18 protein-coding genes and 1 pseudogene are annotated in these 19,582 nt (G+C 65.3%); 2 read left to right on the top strand and 17 right to left on the bottom strand.

Features of this window, described 5'->3' with window-relative positions:
• Positions 1–283: 283 nt before the first annotated feature.
• A pseudogene (locus ACZYZF_RS04775) lies at positions 284–1,539 on the bottom strand (HNH endonuclease signature motif containing protein).
• Between the two features lie 80 nt (positions 1,540–1,619).
• Here ACZYZF_RS04775 and ACZYZF_RS04770 point away from each other — a divergent pair.
• Positions 1,620–2,372 (top strand): hypothetical protein, encoded by a 753-nt coding sequence (locus tag ACZYZF_RS04770; RefSeq protein WP_463834699.1) that lies wholly within the window; start codon positions 1,620–1,622, stop codon positions 2,370–2,372.
• Here the strand turns inward: ACZYZF_RS04770 and ACZYZF_RS04765 are convergent.
• From ACZYZF_RS04765 to fadD5, 14 genes are all read right to left on the bottom strand, one after another.
• Positions 2,335–3,021: a YoaK family protein gene (locus ACZYZF_RS04765; protein ID WP_463743301.1), complete on the bottom strand. Its 687-nt coding sequence runs from the start codon at positions 3,019–3,021 to the stop codon at positions 2,335–2,337. The genes ACZYZF_RS04770 and ACZYZF_RS04765 overlap by 38 nt on opposite strands.
• Positions 3,022–3,037: 16 nt before the next feature.
• Entirely contained in the window at positions 3,038–3,970 is a 933-nt protein-coding gene (locus ACZYZF_RS04760; protein ID WP_463834698.1) for a nuclear transport factor 2 family protein, read from the bottom strand.
• A complete protein-coding gene (locus ACZYZF_RS04755; RefSeq protein WP_463834696.1) occupies positions 3,937–4,497 on the bottom strand; it encodes a mammalian cell entry protein in 561 nt (186 codons plus the stop codon). The genes ACZYZF_RS04760 and ACZYZF_RS04755 overlap by 34 nt, the downstream gene beginning before the upstream one ends.
• Positions 4,494–5,471: an RDD family protein gene (locus ACZYZF_RS04750; protein WP_463743304.1), complete on the bottom strand. Its 978-nt coding sequence runs from the start codon at positions 5,469–5,471 to the stop codon at positions 4,494–4,496. Before ACZYZF_RS04750 ends, ACZYZF_RS04755 begins: the two co-directional genes overlap by 4 nt.
• Entirely contained in the window at positions 5,468–6,109 is a 642-nt protein-coding gene (locus ACZYZF_RS04745) for a hypothetical protein (RefSeq protein ID WP_463743305.1), read from the bottom strand. Before ACZYZF_RS04745 ends, ACZYZF_RS04750 begins: the two co-directional genes overlap by 4 nt.
• Positions 6,079–7,629, bottom strand: a complete 1,551-nt coding sequence (locus ACZYZF_RS04740) for an MCE family protein (protein ID WP_463744140.1) — start codon at positions 7,627–7,629, stop codon at positions 6,079–6,081. Before ACZYZF_RS04740 ends, ACZYZF_RS04745 begins: the two co-directional genes overlap by 31 nt.
• 6 nt (positions 7,630–7,635) lie before the next feature.
• The gene (locus tag ACZYZF_RS04735; protein ID WP_463744141.1) at positions 7,636–8,787 is read right to left on the bottom strand and encodes a virulence factor Mce family protein; all 1,152 of its coding nucleotides are present in this window, start codon (positions 8,785–8,787) and stop codon (positions 7,636–7,638) included.
• A 65-nt stretch (positions 8,788–8,852) separates the two neighbouring features.
• The gene (locus ACZYZF_RS04730; RefSeq protein ID WP_463743306.1) at positions 8,853–10,496 is read right to left on the bottom strand and encodes a virulence factor Mce family protein; all 1,644 of its coding nucleotides are present in this window, start codon (positions 10,494–10,496) and stop codon (positions 8,853–8,855) included.
• 18 nt (positions 10,497–10,514) lie between these two features.
• Complete coding sequence (locus ACZYZF_RS04725) at positions 10,515–12,080, bottom strand: virulence factor Mce family protein (protein ID WP_463743307.1); 1,566 nt, start codon at positions 12,078–12,080, stop codon at positions 10,515–10,517.
• Positions 12,077–13,108, bottom strand: coding sequence for a virulence factor Mce family protein (locus ACZYZF_RS04720; protein WP_463743308.1), 1,032 nt, complete (start codon positions 13,106–13,108; stop codon positions 12,077–12,079). The genes ACZYZF_RS04725 and ACZYZF_RS04720 overlap by 4 nt, the downstream gene beginning before the upstream one ends.
• Positions 13,105–14,334, bottom strand: coding sequence for an MCE family protein (locus tag ACZYZF_RS04715; protein ID WP_463743309.1), 1,230 nt, complete (start codon positions 14,332–14,334; stop codon positions 13,105–13,107). The genes ACZYZF_RS04720 and ACZYZF_RS04715 overlap by 4 nt, the downstream gene beginning before the upstream one ends.
• Before the next feature lie 4 nt (positions 14,335–14,338).
• On the bottom strand, positions 14,339–15,208 hold the full coding sequence (locus tag ACZYZF_RS04710) for an MlaE family ABC transporter permease (protein WP_463743310.1): 870 nt from the start codon (positions 15,206–15,208) through the stop codon (positions 14,339–14,341).
• 1 nt (position 15,209) lies between these two features.
• Positions 15,210–15,947, bottom strand: coding sequence for an MlaE family ABC transporter permease (locus tag ACZYZF_RS04705; RefSeq protein ID WP_463744142.1), 738 nt, complete (start codon positions 15,945–15,947; stop codon positions 15,210–15,212).
• Between the two features lie 304 nt (positions 15,948–16,251).
• Positions 16,252–17,853: a fatty-acid--CoA ligase FadD5 gene (fadD5, locus tag ACZYZF_RS04700; protein WP_463743311.1), complete on the bottom strand. Its 1,602-nt coding sequence runs from the start codon at positions 17,851–17,853 to the stop codon at positions 16,252–16,254.
• 127 nt (positions 17,854–17,980) lie between these two features.
• Here fadD5 and ACZYZF_RS04695 point away from each other — a divergent pair, with 127 nt between their 5' ends.
• On the top strand, positions 17,981–18,673 hold the full coding sequence (locus tag ACZYZF_RS04695; RefSeq protein ID WP_463743312.1) for a GntR family transcriptional regulator: 693 nt from the start codon (positions 17,981–17,983) through the stop codon (positions 18,671–18,673).
• A gap of 15 nt (positions 18,674–18,688) precedes the next feature.
• Here ACZYZF_RS04695 and ACZYZF_RS04690 read toward each other — a convergent pair whose 3' ends face one another.
• Positions 18,689–19,129, bottom strand: a complete 441-nt coding sequence (locus tag ACZYZF_RS04690) for an SRPBCC family protein (RefSeq protein WP_463743313.1) — start codon at positions 19,127–19,129, stop codon at positions 18,689–18,691.
• The gene (locus ACZYZF_RS04685) at positions 19,098–19,562 is read right to left on the bottom strand and encodes an acyl-CoA thioesterase (protein WP_463743314.1); all 465 of its coding nucleotides are present in this window, start codon (positions 19,560–19,562) and stop codon (positions 19,098–19,100) included. Before ACZYZF_RS04685 ends, ACZYZF_RS04690 begins: the two co-directional genes overlap by 32 nt.
• Between the last annotated feature and the right edge of the window lie 20 nt (positions 19,563–19,582).

Below are 19,582 nucleotides of genomic sequence, written 5' to 3'. Positions count from 1 at the left end.
TTGCTGTGTGCCACCGCGGGGCTGGTTCGGACGCGGCGGTCCGAAGGACCGACTCCTTCGTACCCGTCCGGCCCGAACACTCGCGCTGCCTGCGCCGTGGCGATATCCATGCAGGCACTGCGGTCCCAATGATGTTGCGTCCTAGCTGATTACCGGGAGCATCCCGACTTCGGCCCGCGCGGCCGCACTCATGGCGGCGCCAGGTGTCACCCTCGTCGTCCGCACAAATGACACCGGTACATGGGTGGACGGCTACGCCTCATCCACGACGTATTCCCCTGACCTACGCCGCTTTCGGTGGGGGTTGGGGTTGGAAGGGTGGGTACCACCACCAGTCGGCGCGTTCACCGGTCGGTCCCGGACACGGCGGGACGTCGGGTGGCGGTGTGGTCGGCGGGCGCGCCAACGACCCGCCGTGTAGCTGTTTCCCGGCACTGTCGGTGACGACCAGTCGGTGGGCGGGGCCGGTGATGGTGATGCCGCCCCGGTGATGCAAGCGGTGGTGATAGGGACAAACCAGCACCAGGTTGTCCAGGTCGGTGGTGCCGCCGTCTTCCCAGTGCACGATGTGGTGGGCGTGCAGGCCGCGGGTGGCTCCGCAGCCGGGCACCACACAGCAGCGGTCACGGTGCTCCAGTGCCCGACGCAGCCGGCGGCTGATGGTGCGGGTGGTGCGGCCGGCGCTGATGGGTTGGCCGTTGCGTTCGAGCCAGACCTCGCAGGTGGTGTCGCACAATAGATACTGAGTTCGTCATCGGACAACACCGGGCCCAGATGCAGGGCGGCGATGCGGTCGGTGACATTCAGATGCATTGCGACGGTGGTGTGCTGGCCGTGCGGCCGGCGGGCGACTTCGGTGTCCCAGCCGGCTTCGACCAGGCTCATGAACGCATCCACGCTGTCGGGGAACGGCGGCGCCCCCTCGGTGTCCTCGTCGGTGTCGTCTGCCTCGTGGTCGCGTTTCCACTCGGCAACCAATGCGTCGTGATGGGCTTGGCGGGCGGCATCGAACTTGGCGGCGTCCAGACGCGGCAAGGTGATCCGGTAGGTGGTGTGCCCGTCGCCCTCGACCCGAGTGAAGGATCGCCGAGGTTCAGGTTTCGCGTCAGGCTCGGGGCGTGGCTCGAGCTTTACCGCGGTACGTAACTGCCTGACGGTGGCGACGGCGGCCAACTGCGCATAATGCTCATCGGAACCGTCCGCCGCTTTCTCGGCGATCACTCGGACCTGATCCAGCGACAGTCGGCCCTCACGCATCCCTTGCGCACAGCTGGGGAACTCCTCGAGCCGACGCGCGACAGCGACCACGACCTCGGCGTTGCGTGGGGTTATGCCGGTCTTCCAGGCCACCAACGATTCGATCGAGCGGGCGCCGGTGGCCCCGCACAACTCGTCACGGTCCAGTTCGGCGACGATCTCGATGATGCGTCCGTCGATGGCGTTGCGTTGACCGCACAGCTGCGACAACTCGTCGAACAACACCTCCGTACGCTGGGCCGGGTTCACCCCAGCGGCGAAAGTGGTTGCCGTCGAAGACACAACACCATGATCGCAAAGGGGTCCGACAAGTTTTTGGACGTCAACGACGACGACCGCAAACATCGGGCAAGATAGCTGGGATGGGGATAAACCTGCTGCCTTCTACGCACCTCTCGGACGCTGACGTCGCGGGCGCGCTCGAAAATGCGGTAGCCGTGATCAACCCCGTACTCGATATCTTCACCCGATTCGACCCACTCGGGCTGCGGCGACGCACCCACCGCGAGGAACCCGCCGAGGGCGCCGTCGGCAAGTCCCTCGACATCGCGGCCGCGTTGCTCAACTTCGCCGAACTGCCGGGCACCAAGGCCTGGGCCGAGATGGATCAGGACCGGCACGTGAAGTGGTGGGTGCATCGTGCGGGCGCGGTCACCACGATCCTCGTCGCCTTCCCCGGAGCGCTCGGGGCCATCGCTGATCGGCTTCCTATTCAGGACTTCCTGGGCTTCTCCAACCAGGCCATCGTGCTGTGCGCGGTGGCACGCGAAGACGGCGTGACCGACCACGACGACCAGGTGCAGCTGCTGGGCGCGGTGCTGTGCGACCGTCAACTCGCCGACACCGATGCCGACTCGGTAGCCGACGATCCCGAGACAGCGCACCCGTCGTCGCTGCCCGCGAAGCTCTGGGAATTCGCCGGCACGCTCCGCGCGTTGGGTGACGAACTCACGAAAAGGCCACACCCCCAAAAGCTTTACCGCTACCTCGGGATGCTGCCCGGCGTCGGCGCGGTAGCCGACTACTTCGGCGAGTTCACCGCCCTGCGGCACGCGGCCGATGAGGGCGCGGCGTGGGTCAGCGCGCATTCTCCACAGGCGCCGGCCCGAACCTGAAGATCAGCGCGCTGATGGCCACCACCACCGCCGCTGCTCCGATCACGGGCGCAACGGTGAACTGCGAGATCGTCCCGCCGAGCACCGCACCGCCGCACATCGTCAACACCACGCCGTAACGCAGCTTCTCCCGGTCGCCGGTGCCGCCGGCCAGCCTGCTGTCGAAGCCGAGACCGACGATCGTCTGCGTCAGCACCGTGGTGCTCAATTCCTGGATGCCGAACTGACGCGCCGTCGCGTTCTGGATCCCGAACGTCATCGCGAGAACGATGAGGATCAATTTCCGGTTGTCGTCATAGGCCAGCACTCCCGTTCCGCAGAGAATCGAAAGCACGGTCAGCAGAACGACTTCCACACCCAGCGCAGTGGTCAGCCAGTTCCGCACATGACTGTCGAGATGGCGCCGAAGACGTCCACCCACCACAGTGCCCAGCACGAACCCCGCGAACGCGACCAGGGCCCCCGTCACGTCTACGCCCGAGTGCGGCACGAACCAGAAGCCCAGGAAGATCACGTTTCCGGTCATGTTCGCGACGAACACGTGTCCCAGCACCAACACGCTGACCGCGTCGACGATTCCGGTCGCGCACGTCAGCAACAGCAGGGCCACAACGGTTGACCGCTGCGTCACCGGTGAGGCGATGGCCATGCCTACATCCTCGCCGCTACAGCTGCGGAGACAAGTCCAATTGGGTCAAAGCGGGCATCTGGGTGATGCGCCAGTCCCCGTCGGTGCGCTGCAATGTCAGCCGATACGACGAATACCGCAGCGACGGAATGTTCTTGGTAACCGGACTCGTCGACACAGTGTTGGTGTAGACGATCGCGGTGGCCTCATCGCCGCCGATGGTCTCCACCGCGGTGCCCATCACCTCGGTGTTGTTGGTGACCTTGGCCTGCTTGTTGGTGGGGACGATCGAATCGATCAGCTGCCGGTACTGGTTGGCGAAGTCGCTCGACAGATACTTTGCGGCCCGGTCCGGCAGGCTGTCGATGTTGTCCGGGTTGTAGGTCCACAACGTGGTGATCGCATCGGCCGACGTCTTCGCCACTTGGAGCTTGGTCGCCACCAATGCCCGGTCGGCCAGGTACGGCTGGAGCATCGCACCACCGAAAGCACCGGCCGCGACGAACACCACGGCGGCACCCGCGGCGAAGTACGTGAGGCGCTTGCCGGCCTCGCGATGCGGAACCAGAACCTCGTCCTCGGCCGGTTCAGCGTCCGGCGCCTCCGCCTCAGTCACCTCAGCCTCAGCCTCAACGTCGGCATCGGCATCGGCATCGGCATCGACATCGGGCTCAGCTTCGGACTCGACGGCAGAGTCAGGTTCGGCGTCCGACTCAGGTTTTACGTCACCTTCGGACTCGACGTCACCTTCGGGCTCGACGACGGCCTTGCGGCCCGACTTGCCAGTCGGGGTCCGACGCTCCGGAGCGGACTCCGCATCCGCGGCATCATCGGATTCGGAGACAGACTCCGAGACCGGTTCCGCTACCACCGCCTCGGTACGGCGACGCCGCCCGAAACGCAGTCTGCGGCGCGGCTTGTCAGGCTCGCCGGTGGTCAGATCACCTGAATCAGCTGGCTGATCTTCCACTGCTGTCCTTCCCAAATCGTCGTCGCAACCCAGCGGCTACCGCTTTCGATGACGGACTTGCCGTCCGCGGTTCGGGTGCTGATCTTCGTGGAGACCAGAACGTCGGCGCTGCCGTTGTCGTTCCAGCGTTGGATGCCGGCGTCCAGCACGGTGCCCTCCGTCGGCTCGGCGCGCGCTACCTGAACGACGATCTCGTTCTGCTTCTCGGAGAACATCTTTCGGAAGTCACCGGTCGCCTGCTCCTTGATGCGGTCCGCGTAGTCGTTGGCGTGGTACGGATCGAGCGTCGTATAGATCGTCATGAACTCGCGCACGTAGTCGAGCGCCCCGGCGCCCTTGATCTCGGCACGGCGATCGGATTCGTGACGCACCAAGATCAGGGTGCTGCCGGCGATGGCGGCTGCGATGAGTAGGGCGGAGAGCATCCCGACGATCGGCAGACCCCAGCGGATCGGTTCCTTGGGTTCCTTGGGCTCGACCGCGAAGTAGTCGCGCTCGTCGGGCTCGATCCGGCGACGCGGGCTCACTGTCCGCCCCCGTTCAGCACCGGCCGCTTGAGCACCGTGAGGTTGTCGACGAGCCAGTGATCATCCGACTTCTTGAACTCGACCCGCACCGTCGCGGTGATGAACTTCAGTTCCTGTGGGTTGGTACCGCGTTGGCCCTGGAGCGCCACCAGCATGTTCGCCGCATCAGTGGTCACGCCCGGCAGCACCGCGCTGCTGACGGCCCAGTAGTCGTTGGTGGTCGGCCCGGCCTTGCGCACCGCGTCCTGCTGGGTGACCAACTGCTGCCGATAGTTTTCGGTGGCCAGTGACTGCGCCTTGGTGAAATCCGCATCGACGGAATCCACCCCATAGCTGAGCAGCTGCTCGACGATGCGCGGGCCCTGCTCGGCGATCTGCGCGCGGGCCTGATCCACTGCCCGATCCTCGCGGTACACAGCCAGGTATCCCACGCCGCACGCGATTCCGCTGAGCAGCGCAAGTGCCAGCAGCATCGCACCGACACCACGCCGGACGTTGCGCTCGGGCCGTTCGACGCGGCGCACCTCGGTGCTGGTCAGCAGATCGGCAAACGTGCGGTTGCGCGAATCCCACAGCGGCCACAACCAGCCCACGAACACCGCCGCGGTATCCAGCAGATGCGCGAGATCACGCAGCAACAGCCGCCCGAGACCGGCGTCGCCGGCCGGTGAGACCACCCGGATGCCGAATACCGACCGACCCGGGCTCCAGCCCGTGAGAGCCGGCAGCAGAACGCGATTCACCGCGGCAACGGCGACCAGCAGGACCAACGCCCCGGCGTAGACCGCCCACCACAACCACTCGCCCAATGCCGTCGCCTGAATGACGAGCATCAACGTCACGATCAACCCGGCAGGCGCCAGCACGTCGATCGCCAACGCCCCGGCCCGGGACGGCCACGACGCCAACCGCGCCTGGTCCGTCCCGGTGACCTCGGTGGCCACCGGACCGGCGTTGTCCAGCACAGCGGTCACGACGTGACCTGGTCGAGCCGTGCGACCTTGTAGTTGCCGTCCTCGGCGCGGGCCATCTTCACCCGCAACCGATAACCCTGCTCTTCATCCGACTTCTCGCTGTTGGTGACCAGCACCCGTACCGCGACCAGCAGGTCCATCGACCCGTCGTCGTTGTGCTTCTCCACCGCCGCCCGCAGGTCGGAAACCTTCACCTGAACGTTGGCGGCCTGGTATGCGTCGAGCAGCATGCCACTGTAGAGACCGGCCTGCGCGCCGAAGTCACCCGTCGCGCATTCGATGATCTTGGTCTGGGCCTCGATCATCGCCTGGGTGTTGGGCGCCTGCGTCGCCGTCACACAGTCCGTGGCCGCCTGCAAGGCCTCGGCCTCGTCGCCGGCGATCCGTTCACTGTCCTGATGAGCGCGCAGGGCCAGGTAGCCACCGACACCGACGGCGGCCGCCAAGACCAGCAGCCCGGCAAGGATCGCCGCCAGCCAGCCCCGCCCCAGTCGCGAAGGACGCGATGCGGCCTCCTCAGCGTCCGTGGCTGAGATCGGATCAACGATCTCGGTGAGAGCCTCCGCTTGCGGTTCGGTGGTGTGGGGATCCTGCTGGTCGGCGAGGTTCAGCTGGCTGGTGCCAGCATCTCCTTCCATCCGTCATCTCCTGGTTTATTCGAGTTGGTGACGGAGTACTTCACACCGCCGGGACCGACCACCTCACCGCTGGACGGACTATAGGTGGCGGTCGAACCTGCTGCCGGAGTGTAGATGCAGGGGTTCGGCTGCTGTCCACTACAACTCACATTGCCACCCCGCGGCGCGGTCAGCGGATCGCTGCGCATCGCCGATGATTCCGGTGGTGGAAGCTGACTTGCCGGCAACGGGTTCAGCCCATTATTCACCGAAGGCGCGGGGATCACCCGACCCGGATCGACGGGCTGATCGCAGCGCGCGGCCGGGGCCGGGCAATTGCGGATCTGATTCGGGTCGCCGTACCACGGGTTGGTACCCAGCGGCTGGTAGGGCTCCTCGCTGTGGCACTCCGCCGGTGAGGCGGCCCGCTTGCCGGGCACATCGGCACACGGGTAGTTACGCGCACCGCGCACCGCGTTGGGCGCATCCTTGGGGATCTTGCAGTACAGGCCCGACGGCAACGGTGCCGTGGACGTGTCCGCGGGGGAACGCCACTGTGAGGCGGGCAGGAACCCGGTCAGACACGGCGGCGGCATATTGATGCCGAGACCGAAGTGGAGCAGGCCCTTGGGCGCGAAGATCGTCGCGGTCTGGGCGACGGCACCACCCTGAGGCAGCGCCACCAGCACCTGCTCGACGTTCTTGTTGTACCGCTTGAGCATGTCGATGACGATTTCCAGGTTCGCCAGCGTCTGCGGCAACGATTCCTGCACGTCACCGAACACCGAGTTCAGCTGATCAGCTGTCGGCGCCGCCTGCTGGATGCCGCTGCGCAACGCGGCGTCGTTCTGGGCACTCTGTGCGGCCAGCGTGTTCAGGTTCTTGGCCCACCGCGAGATCGCGTCGCCCGAATTCACCTGACTGTCGATGATCGGTCCGGAGTTCTCGACGATGTCGTTGACCGACCCGATGTTGTCCTTGAAGTCACCGGCGATCGCCTGGGTGGAATCGACCAGATGCTGCAGTGACGGTCCCAGCCCACCTACCGCTGTGGCTGTTTCGTCGAGCAGCGTCGCGATCTTCTCCTTCGGCAGCGCCGCCAGGCCCTTCTGCGCGGCGTCCAGCGACGGGCCCACCTCGGCGGGCACGGTGCCGATCTGGATCGTGTCGCCGTCGCGGAAGTACTCTTTCGCGCCGTCCTTGGAGACCAGGTCGATGAACTGCTCACCCACCGCCGACACCGAGTGCACATTGGCGCTGGCGTCGATCGGCACCCGGAACTGGTTGTAGATGTTCATCTTGACGTGGGCGCCCTGCTCGGTGGGCTCCACCGAGGTGACCTTGCCGATCGTCGTTCCGCGATAGGTGACGTTGGCCGTGGCGTACAAACCGCCCGAATTCGGGAGGTTGGCATTCAGCTGGTACATCCCGACCCCGGCCCAGGTGGGCAACCGTAGGTAGATCAGCGCCAGCACGACCAGGGCGATCACGGTCAGCACGGTGAACAGAACGAGCTGCATCTTGATGAAGCGGGTCAGCAACATGTCTCACTCCCCCCTTTCCACAAGCGGGCCACCAGGTGCGTCGTGCGGGTTCGGCGTGAACCGCACGTCCGGGATCATCGTCGCCGGATCTCGGCCCCACGCCTGCTCCAGTGCGCGGAGCATGCCCGAGACACCGGTGCCGGACAGGAACGCGTTGTCCACCGAGCTCAACGTCAGATCGATCGTCAGCGACACGTTGATGTAGTCGCCGCGGACCGCCTTCGGGATGTTCTCGATGTTGAACGGCACCGTCAGGATCAGCTTGAGCGCCTCGACCAGGTACGGAGCCGAGCGTGCCAACTGCTTGAGCGGCCGCTGCAGGTTCTGCAGGTTGGTGTGCAGGTTGGCGTTGCTGTTCGACAACGTGTCGTCAGCGGCCTTCGACAACCGGCCCAGCGAGGTCACCGCGTCGGCGAACAACTCCCGCGTATCCGCGAAGTGCTGGATCAGCGGCGGGAACTCCGTCAGCACACGATCCAACGTGTCGTTTCGCGCCGCAACGATGTTCAACAGCCGGTTGGTCGAATCAATCGCCCGGGTGATGTCGTTGCGCTGCTGGTTGAGCTCGTCGGTGAACGTGTCGAGCCGGCCCAGGAAGTCGCGGATCTGATCGGCGCGACCGTTGAGGATGTTGAACACCTCGGTCTGGATGGTCTCGATGTTCGGGATGCCACCGCCGGTCAGGATGCCGGAGATCCCGGCCAGTGTCCGCTCGATCGTCGGATAAGCCGACGAGTGCTCCAGCGGAATGGTGTCCCCGTTCCGCAACTTCTCATCGGACGGCTTCGCCGGCGGGTTGAGCTCGATGTGCTGCGAACCCAGCAAGCTGGTCTGGCCGATCTTGGCCTCGGTGTTCTTGGGCAGCACGATGCCCGGCTCCAGGTCCAGGGTCAACGTCGGAACCCAGTTGATCAGCTCGATCTTGCGGACCCGGCCGACAAAGACATCGCGCACCCGCACGCGGCTGTTGGCGTTGAGTGCCAACGTCTCCGGCATCTGCACGTACACCGTGGTGTGACCGGACTCGGTGCCCGGCCCACCCGGCAGCGGCACGTTGGCGACACCGCGCCACTGCCCACACGAGGTGAGGATCAGCGCGGACGCGGACAACACCGCGACGCGCCGACCGACGCGACCCCATTTGCGTGTCTTCATCCGACCCGTCGGTTCTTCGCGCAAGCGGCTCATCAGACCCGTCGGTTCTTCGCGCAAGCGGCTCATCACGGTTGTCCTCCGACCTCGGCAGGCAACGCGGGTCCGGCGGGAGCCGGGCCGGGCGCGGGAGCTGCTGCCGGTGCGGGGCCCGACATCGGGTCACCCGGGATCACACCCGGCGCAGGCGCCGGCGGCGGTCCGGGCTGCGGATACCACGGCGGCGGCAACGGGTTGCTCTCGTCGTACGAGTTCGGCGGTCCGGGCAGGTTGCCTCCCGGAGGAGCACCGAACGCCGGCGGGGCCGGCGGGGCCACGATGTCCGGGCCACCCATCAACTCGGACAACGACTCCGGTGTCAGCATCTGCTGAGTGGCCGGCTGCACCTGCACACCCTGCATGCCCGGCGCCACGGTCCAGCCCGGCTCATGGTTGCCGTGCGAGAACAAGGTGTCGCGCGACCAGATGCCCGGGACGGTGGTGTCCTTGTAGCCCCCTGGCGGCTGCAGGCGCGGATCCGAGTAGGAGATCTGCTTGGGCAGCGTCATCGCGGTGTTGGCCAGGTTCTGACCGAACGGCAGGAAGTTGAACTTGATCGCGTCGAGGATCGGCGCCAGGTACTGCGCGCACAGCTCGGCCGAATCCTGGTACCCCAACCGGCTGCCCGCCTGGATCGAGCTGCAGACGAACTGCAGCGGGTTGGAGAAGTTGGTCAGACCCGGCAGAACCGGCAGGCCCACGATGCCACCCTGATTGGGCGAGACGATGTTGAGCACGTTGGCGGCCAGGTTCGGGTAGGCGTGCAGCCCCGTCTCCAGACCGTTGCGCGGCTCGGGCTGCAGGATCGCCGTCGTCGCCTCCGACAAGTTGTTCACGTCGTGGGCGAGCACCCCGCCGTTCTTGTCGAGGAACTCACGGGTCGTCTTGAGCACCCGGTTGAGATCCTGCAGGGCCGTGGCCAACTCCTGGTCGGTGTTGGTGAACGAGTTGGTGAACTGCGCCAGGTCGTTGTTCAGCGCCACGAACTGCTGATCGCTCTTGTGCAGGGCATTGACGAACAACGCCAGGCTCTTGACCACCTGGAAGAAGTCGCCGCGGCCCTGGTTCAGCGTGGTCAGCGCCTCCGACAACCCGTTGAGGGTGCGGTTGAGCTGTTCACCCTTGCCCTGGAACCCGTCGGCGAAGGACTCGATGATGTCGCCGAACGGGCCCTTGGGTTGTTCGGCGGTCGGGCCCAGTTCGTCGAGGAGACGGGTGATCTGGTTGCGCAACTCGTCGTACTCGACCGGGATCTGGGTGTTCTCGATCGGGATGACGGCGTTGTTCTTCATCTGCGGCCCGCCGGTGTATGGCGGGGACAGCTGGATGACGCGCGAGGCCACCAGGCTCGGGTTCAGCACGGATGCCGTGGCGTTCTCCGGCATCTTGTACTTGTTCTTGACGTGGAAGACGACCTTCATCTTGTCGCCGTCGGTCTCGATGCTGTCGATCTCGCCGACCTTGACGCCCATGATGAGGACCTTGTCGCCGGGGTACAGCGCCAGGACCTCGGGGAAGTACGCGGTGACCGTGGTGTTGGTCATCTTCTTGTACAGGTTCAGGCCGAAGTAGCCCAGCACCAGGGCCGCGACCACCGCCAGCGCACCGACGATGATCGCTGCCCGTGAAGCCTTGGGCAACTTGATGTTTCGCACATTGAAAACGGTAGACATAGCTCCCTATACCCCTGTCTATCCCTGCGACCCGGGCGGAAGGAACGGCGGGTTACCCGGAAGCGGCGGCGTACCCACCGGCCCCGCATCGGGCCCCGGTCCCGGCGGTGCCGGGGGAGCGTTCAACGGTGGCGGGTGCGGTGCGTAGCCCGGGATGTCTCCCGGCGCCACCGGCAACGGGGCAATCGGAACGGTGCGGGCGCCGGGCGGGCCGGGCGCCAACTCGACCGGGGCGCCGGGCTGATCCGGCGGCATCTGGCCGGGGATGGCCCCACTGGGCACACCCGGCGAATGCGCGATGCCGTCAGGATTCGGCGCCGAGGTCGCGAGGTCCGGCGGACCGTACTCCGGGCCGCCGAACGGACCCTGGGTGGCCGCTGCGCACGGCATCGGGTTGCCCGGGGACGGAATTCCGGCCGCGGTCGGCGTGTACGAGCACGGCGATCCGGGCGGGACGGCAGGTCCCGGATGCTCCGGGGTGCCTTCCAGCGGCGTGGGGGCCGCCGGCGGAGCGCCGTTCTCGAACCGCTTGCCGTTCGGATCGGGGAAGCGGGACGACGGGAGTCCGGCGTTACGCCAGAACTCCTCGGGATCGATCCCGCGCTTCTTGAACGCGGAATCGACGAAGGGCTGCAGGATCTGCGGCGGGATCAGGTTGACCAGCATCACCTTGAAGTACGGGCCGGAGGCCAGCGCCTCGGCCAGCGAGGTGATGAACTTGCCGGCCACGGTCAAGGTGTCCGCCAGGTCCTGCTTGCGCTCGACCAGCAGATCGCTGACCGTACGCAGCTGCTCCAGCACATGGTTGAGGTTCGGGTTGTCGTTGATCAGGCCTTCGACCTGATGCGACACCGACGACACGCGCTCCAGCAGCATGCTCACGGCCTGGCCCCGCTCGTTGACCGCGGCCAACAAGGTCTGGGCGTTCACCAGCAGCTGGTTGACCTGCGTGCTGCGGTCCCCGAGGATCGTGGCGACCTTGTTGGCGTTGGCCAGCAGCTTCTTGACGTCCTCATCGCGCTTGCCGATGGTCTCCGAGAACCTGGCCACGCCGTCCAGCGCGGCGCTCAGGTGCGGCGAGGTCTGATCGACCGTCTCCGACAGGACATTCAGCGAGTCCTTGACCGACTTGGTGTCCCAGCCCGACGCGTTGCGCGTGACATCGAGGAACGCATCATAGATCTGGTACGGCGTGGTCGTCTGCCCCAGCGGCAACATTCCGCGCGGCTGCAGCGTCTGGCTACCACGCGGCTGGATCTCGATGTTCTTACGACCCAGGATCGTGTCGGTACGGATCGCGGCGCGGCTCTCGGTACCGATCGTCTTGCCACCCAGGGTGTAGCCGATCTCGACCTTGTCGCCGTTGATGTCCATGCTCTTGACCGTGCCGACATCCATGCCTGCGATGCGGACTTTGTCGCCCACGCTCAGGCCTCCGGTATCGGAGAACTGGCCGTAATACGTGGGGACCGCGAACAGCATCGGCACACTCGTCAACGTCGAACCGACGCCGATCACCAGTGCCACCACCGCGACGCCCATCAGGCCTTTGCGGAAGCGGTCGGAACCTTGCAGTGTCCTCATCTCGGCGTGCACCTACCCGACGGCTGTGAACTGAGTCTGACGGTTCGGACGGGCCCGCCCGGCTGCAACCCGTTGAGCTTCAACGAAAGGTCGCAGGCATAGAAGTTGAAGAAGTCACCGTAGATGCCACCGGCACGGCCGATGATCTTCAACGCCTGGGGGAACTGCACGAGGATGTCGTTGAGCTGCTGCTTCTGGTCGATCAGCGGCTGCTGGATGACCTCGAGTTGACCGATGGTGTCCTTGAGCAGCGGACGGTTGTCGGACAACAGATCCGCCAGAGAACCGGCCGCATTGCTGATGTTGGCCACGGAGGATCCGATCGGATCGGCACGGTTCTTCAGCCCCGTGATCAGCGTCTCGAAGTTCTTCAGGGTGTCGTTGAACTGCTGCTGATGCGCAACGGTGGTGTCCAGGACGATATTCAGGTTCTTGATCACCTCACCGATCGACTGATCCCGGTCGGCGATGCTCTGGGTGAGCTGCGCCGTCTGGTCGAGGATGTCGTTGATTGTGCCGCCCTGGCCCTGGAAGATCGTGATGATCGACTGGGAGATGGTGTTGACCTTCTCCGGGCTCAGTGACTGGAACAGCGGACGGAAGCCGCCGACGAGGGCGTCGAGGTCGAGCGCCGGCTCGGTGCGTTCCAGCGGAATGGTGCCGCCGGGTGCAAGCTTCGTATTGCTCTCGCCGCGCTTGAGTTCCAGGTAGCGATTACCGATCAGGTCCTGGTAGCGAATCGCGGCCGTCGTCTGGTCGAACAACGGCAGCGACTTCTCGACGTTGAACGTCACCTCGGCCTGCTGGCCACCGTTGACCAACTTGACGCCCGAGACCTTGCCGACCTCGACACCGGATGCCCGGACGAACTGCCCGGTGCGCAGACCGCTGACGTTCTTGAAGATCGCCGAGTACTCGGAGGTCCGGTTGAACCGGATCTGACCGAAGACCACGAAAATGATCGCAGTGAAGGTGAGCAGCACCAGTGAGAAGATGCCGAGCTTGATAATCGTGCCCTTGATGCTCATGGGTTGATCGTGTTCTCCCCCACTTGGCGACCCCACACGTACTCGGCCACGAGCGGTTGACCCATCTCGAGGTGGTTGTAGGGCGCGATCGATGCACCGGTGTCCATCACCAGGTACGGCATGGGCCACAGGTCCTTGGTGATCGGCTGCCAGCAGCCGGGCCGGCCCTCGGGCCCACCCTTGGCGTTGATCCGCGGCAGGTTGTCGGGATAGACGTACGGGTTGCCCACGCCGATCACCAACGACTGAGTCTGCAGCGAGTAGCCGTTACCACCAAGTGCGCCAGCAAGTTTCGGGCCGGCGTCGTGGTAGTTGCGGATCGTGCAGAACAGCGCCGGGCTGTACTTGTCGAGCAGTGCCGAAGTCGGCAGCAGGTCCTGCGCGCCGCGGACCAGGTAGGGGCCGCCGCGCTCGAAGATGTCGCCGCCGGTGTTGCCGAAGCCCACCGCGGCCACCAGAGCCTGGTCGAGGTTGCCCCGCTGCTCGTTGAGGGTGCGGGCGGTGGTGACGGCGTTGGTCAGGCCGTCGAACAGATCGGGGCCGGCGTTGGCGTAGACCTCGCCCAGATCGGCCAGACCCGAGATGTCGCGCCGGATCTGGGGCATGCGCGGGTTGAGGTCGGACAGGATGTCGTTGCCGTTGACGATCGACTGGCCGAACTTGTCACCCAGACCGTCGAGCGCCTGCGCAGTCGCGGTCAGCGTCTGGTTCAGCTTGATCGGATCGATCTGCTCGGAGATCGCGGTGATCGTCTCGAACAGTGTGTTGAACTCCGTCGTCACACCCTGCGCACGGATGGGCGTGGACGGCGACAACCGCTCCTTCGAGGGATTCGGAGGCGACAGGAACGAGATGTACTTGTTGCCGAATACCGTGGTGGCCCGCAGTTCGGCACTCACGTTCTCCGGGATCAGCTTCAGGTACTGGGGCTTGACGTCCAGCGTCAGCTTGGCCTCGGGGTTGTCGTCGACGGTGACGACGTCGATCGAGGCCAGCCGCCCGATGGGCACCCCGTTGAAGGTGACCTTCGAGCCGGGATCCATCGACAGACCGGCTCGACCCGACAACACGGTCAGCTGTGTCCTCTTCTCGAACGTCCCGCGGAACTGCATCCACGTCAATGCCACGACCACCATGGTGACGAGGGCGAGGACCAAGCCGGCCAACTTGTACGGCGGGATCTTGGGCTTGTTTAGGGGCGCGTGCGGCGCTGGAGATCCGGTCATGCCGCTACACCGTGAGGTTGAAGTTGGGGTCGGTGCCGTAGAGCGCCAACGATGCCAACAGGACCACCAACACGATTGCGATCAACGAGGTTCGCATCGACCTCCCTACTGCCTCACCCACACCGACGGCACCGCCACTGGCGTAAAAGCCGAAGTAGCAGTGGTTCAACATGACCACGACGGACATGACGATGACCTGAAGGAAGGACCACATCACGTCGTCGACGCGCAGGAACGTATGGAAGTAGTGCTCATACGTACCGACCGACTGCGAGTAGAAGACCGTCGTGACGAACTGCGCAGACAGGAAGGACAGCAGGACCGCCCCGGCGTACAGCGGGATGATCACGATCGAGCCGGCGATCAGGCGCGTGGACACCAGATACGAAATCGACCTGATACCCATAACTTCCAGCGCGTCGATCTCTTCGCTGATGCGCATGGCGCCGAGTTCCGCGGTGGCACCGGCGCCGACTGTGGAAGCCAGGGCCTGACCCGTGACGACCGGGGCAACGACGCGGATGTTTGCCAGTGCGGCGAAGAAGCCGGTGAAGGCCTCGACGCCGATATTGCCCAGGGAGGCGAAGCCCTGGATCGCGATCAGGGAGCCGGCCGACAGCGTGACGAAACCGATGATGGCCACGGTGCCGCCGATGACGGCCATCGCGCCGGTACCCATACCGATCTCGGCGACCAATCGCAGCGCCTCGCGCCGATAGTGCCGGAACGCGTGCGGGACGGAGCCGATGGATTGGACGATGAACCACGCGACGTGGCCCATGCTGTCGAGGAACCGGGCCGGGGTGCCGGCGATGTCGGAGGTGCGCGAGAAGGCCCGGGGGAACCGGGAGCGGAGGACTGTTGCGGTACTCATGTCAGTGCCCTGTTCCGAACCGCACACCGATGGTGGTGAGCACGACGTTGACTGCGAACAATGCCACCACGCACAGCACCAGGGTCTCGTTCACCGCGGTGCCGACGCCCTTGGACCCACCGGCCACTGTGAGGCCCCGGTAGCAGCCCACCAGTCCGGCGATCAGGCCGAACAGTGTGGCTTTGATGACCGAGATCATCACCTCGGGGAATCCGGTGAGCAGCGTCAGTGTGGACACATAGGCACCGGCGGACACGTTCTGGACATAGACGCCGAAGAAGAAGCCACCGATGAGGCCGATGGTGATCACGGCGCCGTTGAGCATGAAGGCCACGAATGTAGAAGCCACCACGCGGGGAACCACGAGCCGCTCGATCGGGTCGATGCCGAGGACCTCAAGCGCGTCGATCTCCTCACGCACGGTGCGGGCACCGAGGTCGGCGCAGATCGCGGTAGAGCCGGCACCGGCAACCACGAGCACCGTCACCAGAGGTCCGAGCTGAGTGACGGCACCCAGCGCAGCACCGGCGCCCGAGACGTCAGCCGCACCGAACTCCGCCAACAGGATGTTGAGCGTGAAGATGATGAGCACCGTCAGCGGGATCGATACCGCGAGCGTGGGCAGGAATGCCACGCGGATCAGGAACCAACTCTGCAGCACGAACTCTTTCCACTGGAAAGGCCGTGTGACAAAGGCCTTTCCGGTGAGCACGGTCATCTTGAAGAAGCCACCGACCATAGCCAGCGGCTTCTCCAATTGACCACGTACGTAGCCGACGAGCCCGTCGGCGGGCGCCGTCACCGGTGTGCCCCCTGGACGTGTCGCACGCCCCCTCCTCGTCGCCTGTCAGCCTGTGTGATCCGTCTCTCCCTACTCACCAGTAGTAATTGAGACCACCGGACTGTACCCGATAAAAACCGGGCCGTGCACTGCATCGAGAGGATTGTGCCATCAACCGTTAGCGAGGGCGTGCAAAGACAGCAAACTTTCCCGGCGACCTGCAGAAACCGTTGACGCGGAGTTACTTTCGCAGACGTCAACCCTATTGGGCATTGACTGGCGAGCCGAAGCGTTCCCTGAGTTCGGTCTTGAGCACTTTGCCCGAGGGGTTGCGGGGCAGAGCATCGACGATTTCGAGTGCCTTCGGGTGTTTGTAGCGCGCCAGGCGTTCGGTGAGGAAGCCGTCGAGCTCGTCCAGGTTGAGGGCGTCGCCTCTGCCGATTGCCACCACAGCGACAGGAACCTCACCCCATTTGTCGTCATGCCGGCCGATCACGGCGACCTCGGTGATGGCGGGATGCCCGGCGAGGACGTTCTCGACCTCGGCGCAGTAGATGTTCTCGCCGCCGGAGATGATCATGTCCTTCTTGCGGTCGACCACCCAGATGTAGCCTTCCTCATCCTGACGGACCAGATCACCGGAGTGGAACCAGCCGCCGGCGAAAGCCTCCGCGGTGGCCTTGGGATTGTTCCAGTAGCCCGCCATCAAAGTTGGGGCGCGGTAGACGATCTCGCCGACATCGCCGACCGGGACGTCGTTCATGTTCTCGTCCACGATGCGGGCCGAAACAGTGGGGATCACCTGACCGACCGAGCCGAGCTTGCGAATTGCGTCGTCCGCCAACAACATGCAGGTAACCGGCGACATCTCGGTCTGCCCGAACGCCGCAAGGATCTGACTACCCGGGAACGTGTCCGCCATCGCGCGTAGCAACGTGTCCGAAGCCGGCGCAGCGCCCCAGGACAGGGCCCGCAGACACAGGTCGCGCGGATTGGCTTTCTGCTCAGCGCAAACCGCCTGCCACTGCGCAGGCACCAGGAAGATCGCGGTGACCTTCTCGGCCGCCAGTACGTCGAGCAACGCACCCGGATCGAACGCGCCGAGCGGATAGATGACCGTCGGCAGGCCGAGCGTCAGACCCGTGTTCACGTTTCCGGCCACCCCGGCGATGTGGAACAGCGGGACGCCGATGAAGCCGACGTCGTTGTTGATGTCGACGCCGGTGGTGAACAGGTTGGTCATACCCTGCCCGGCCAGGTTGTTGTGCGTCAGCACCGCGCCCTTGGGCCGGCCTGTGGTGCCCGAGGTGTACATGATCAGCGCGGGGGCATCGCTCGGGATGTCAACCGGTGGCGCGGGGTCGCCTTCTTCGGCGATCAGGTCCTCGTAGCCCAGGACTGGATCGTCGGTCGCGGACTCGGTAGCTGTGCCGGCCACGATGACCGTTGACAGCGTGGCATCGAGATCGCATACCGCCGTGGCGACTCCGGCGAGCACGGGCTCGGTGACGATGACGCGGGCCTCGCAGTCGCTGACCAGGAAGGCCACCTCCGGTGGGGTCATGCGGAAGTTCACCGGCACCGCGATGGCGCCGAGCTTGGTGGCCGCCAGCATCGCCTCGATGAACTCGGGCCGGTTCAGCATCAGGATCAGCACGCGGTCGCCGAATCCGACCCCGCGTCGGCTCAGGGCGCCGGCCAGCCTGGTGACCCGGTGGTCGAGCTCCCGCCACGTGGTGGTGTGCCCCAGAAACCGCAGGGCGGTCTTGTCGGGCTGCATCAGGGCATGTCGGGTCAGTTGGTTGGCCCAGTTCTGACGACGGGCCAGGTATGGCTGCTCAGTGGGGATCGGCTCGGCAGTCACCGGATCTGCACTCCATCGGTATCGAGTTGCGTGAATTTTATATTTGATCAAACATTGGGGTTGCCCCGGTCACACTATGGCCTCGGCGCCTCGGCGACAAGCCCACCAGAAAGGCGACCGGATTCGCGTGAATGCACCTGCCAGAGCGGCCGTGCAACGTCGTCGCGGAGGACGGCGCGAGCAACTTTCCGACGAGGTCGCCGCCCAGCTGCGGGCCGAGATCATGACCGGCGTCCTGCGCCCCGGAACGTTCATCCGGCTCGACGAGACCGCCGCGGCACTCGGCGTCAGCATCACGCCCGTACGCGAGGCCCTGCGCACACTGCGCGGCGAGGGCATGGTGCAGTTGGAGCCGAACCGCGGGCACGTCGTCGTGCCCCTGACCCGCGCCGACGTCGAAGACATCTTCTGGCTGCAGGCCACCATCGCGCGTGAGCTGGCCGCTACCGTCACGACCCGCATCACCCCGGCCCAGATCGATGAGCTGGAACAGCTCAACACCGAACTCGCGGCCGCCGTCGGCAATCAGGATCCCGGGGCGATCTCGTCGGCCGAATTCGCCTTTCACCGGGCCTTCAACCACGCCAGCGGTCGGCTCAAGCTCGCCTGGTTCCTGTTGCACGTCGCGCGGTACCTGCCGTCGCTGATCTATTCGACTGATCCGAAGTGGGGCACCGAAGCCGTGGAGAACCACCGGCTTCTGATCGACGCGCTGCGCCGGCGCGATGCGGGCGCGGCGATCGAGCTGAACTCGACTCAGTTCACCGATGCTGCCCAACGGCTCATGGCACGGCTCAACGACATCGGGATGTGGGACTGACGCGCTGACCGCAGCCTAAGCGGACAGCTGCGAAACCCTGGTGATGAGCGCGTTGGCCAGGTGGTCCAGGGTGTCACCGATCAGCTTCTTGACCATCATGGCCGGGATCGGCAGCTTGACCTCGACCTCAAGGTCAACCTGAAGCAACGTGCTGTTGTCGCCGAGCGGCACGACCGAGAACCGCTGCTCCTGCTTGGTGAAGTGGTCGCCCTGCTGCAACACGGTGAAGATCTGGTTCTCCGCGGGGTAGTAGACCGCGTTGATGAAGGTGCCGGACTGACCCTGGATCTCGACGTCGAGCCGCAGTTGGCTGGGCCGGCCGTCGTCGTAGCGGGCCAGGATCCAGCAACCCTTGATCTCAGGGTTCCACTGCGGATAGGCCTCGAAATCGGCGACGATCGCCAGGATCTTCTCGGCAGGGGCATCAACCTCGACGGTCTTGCTCACGAGTGGCATCCGGCGAGCATATCGACTGCAGCAGATCGCGGATCACGGCGGGAATCGGTACCGGACGGCGCGTGGTCCGGTCCACGTACACGTGCACCCAGTGGCCCACCGCCGCCACCGGGCCGTCGGGCTCGAACAGGCCGAGCCGGTAAGTGACACTGCTGTTCCCCAACCGGGCCACCGCCAGCCCGACCACCAACGGGTCGGGGAACTTCAACTCGGCGAAGTAGCGGCAGCCCGACTCGGCGACCACGCCCAACCACGGCGCAGTGACCGGATCGACGTCGCAGTTGGTGTTGATCCAGGCGTTGATCGCGGTGTCGAACAGCTCGTAGTACACCGCGTTGTTGAGGTGGCCGAACATGTCGTTGTCGGTCCAGCGGGTCAGCACCGGCCAGTGCAGCGGAAAATCCTCACGGGTCAACTGGGCTCCGTCGGTCATTCCTGGAGTCTGACAGGCTG

The sequence above is a fragment of the Mycobacterium sp. IDUB_24 genome (assembly GCF_055419385.1).
Note: the sequence above shows the minus strand (reverse complement) of the source record. Positions and strands in the feature narration are given on the sequence as shown.

Bases quoted from the DNA above. Each gene is read 5' to 3' on its own strand.
- ACZYZF_RS04770 (WP_463834699.1), top strand. From the start codon at position 1,620: ATGGGGATAAACCTGCTGCCTTCTACGCACCTCTCGGACGCTGACGTC.
- ACZYZF_RS04765 (WP_463743301.1), bottom strand. From the start codon at position 3,021: ATGGCCATCGCCTCACCGGTGACGCAGCGGTCAACCGTTGTGGCCCTG.
- ACZYZF_RS04745 (WP_463743305.1), bottom strand. From the start codon at position 6,109: ATGGAAGGAGATGCTGGCACCAGCCAGCTGAACCTCGCCGACCAGCAG.
- ACZYZF_RS04735 (WP_463744141.1), bottom strand. From the start codon at position 8,787: ATGAAGACACGCAAATGGGGTCGCGTCGGTCGGCGCGTCGCGGTGTTG.
- ACZYZF_RS04730 (WP_463743306.1), bottom strand. From the start codon at position 10,496: ATGTCTACCGTTTTCAATGTGCGAAACATCAAGTTGCCCAAGGCTTCA.
- ACZYZF_RS04725 (WP_463743307.1), bottom strand. From the start codon at position 12,080: ATGAGGACACTGCAAGGTTCCGACCGCTTCCGCAAAGGCCTGATGGGC.
- ACZYZF_RS04720 (WP_463743308.1), bottom strand. From the start codon at position 13,108: ATGAGCATCAAGGGCACGATTATCAAGCTCGGCATCTTCTCACTGGTG.
- ACZYZF_RS04715 (WP_463743309.1), bottom strand. From the start codon at position 14,334: ATGACCGGATCTCCAGCGCCGCACGCGCCCCTAAACAAGCCCAAGATC.
- ACZYZF_RS04710 (WP_463743310.1), bottom strand. From the start codon at position 15,208: ATGAGTACCGCAACAGTCCTCCGCTCCCGGTTCCCCCGGGCCTTCTCG.
- ACZYZF_RS04705 (WP_463744142.1), bottom strand. From the start codon at position 15,947: ATGGTCGGTGGCTTCTTCAAGATGACCGTGCTCACCGGAAAGGCCTTT.
- ACZYZF_RS04690 (WP_463743313.1), bottom strand. From the start codon at position 19,129: ATGCCACTCGTGAGCAAGACCGTCGAGGTTGATGCCCCTGCCGAGAAG.
- ACZYZF_RS04685 (WP_463743314.1), bottom strand. From the start codon at position 19,562: ATGACCGACGGAGCCCAGTTGACCCGTGAGGATTTTCCGCTGCACTGG.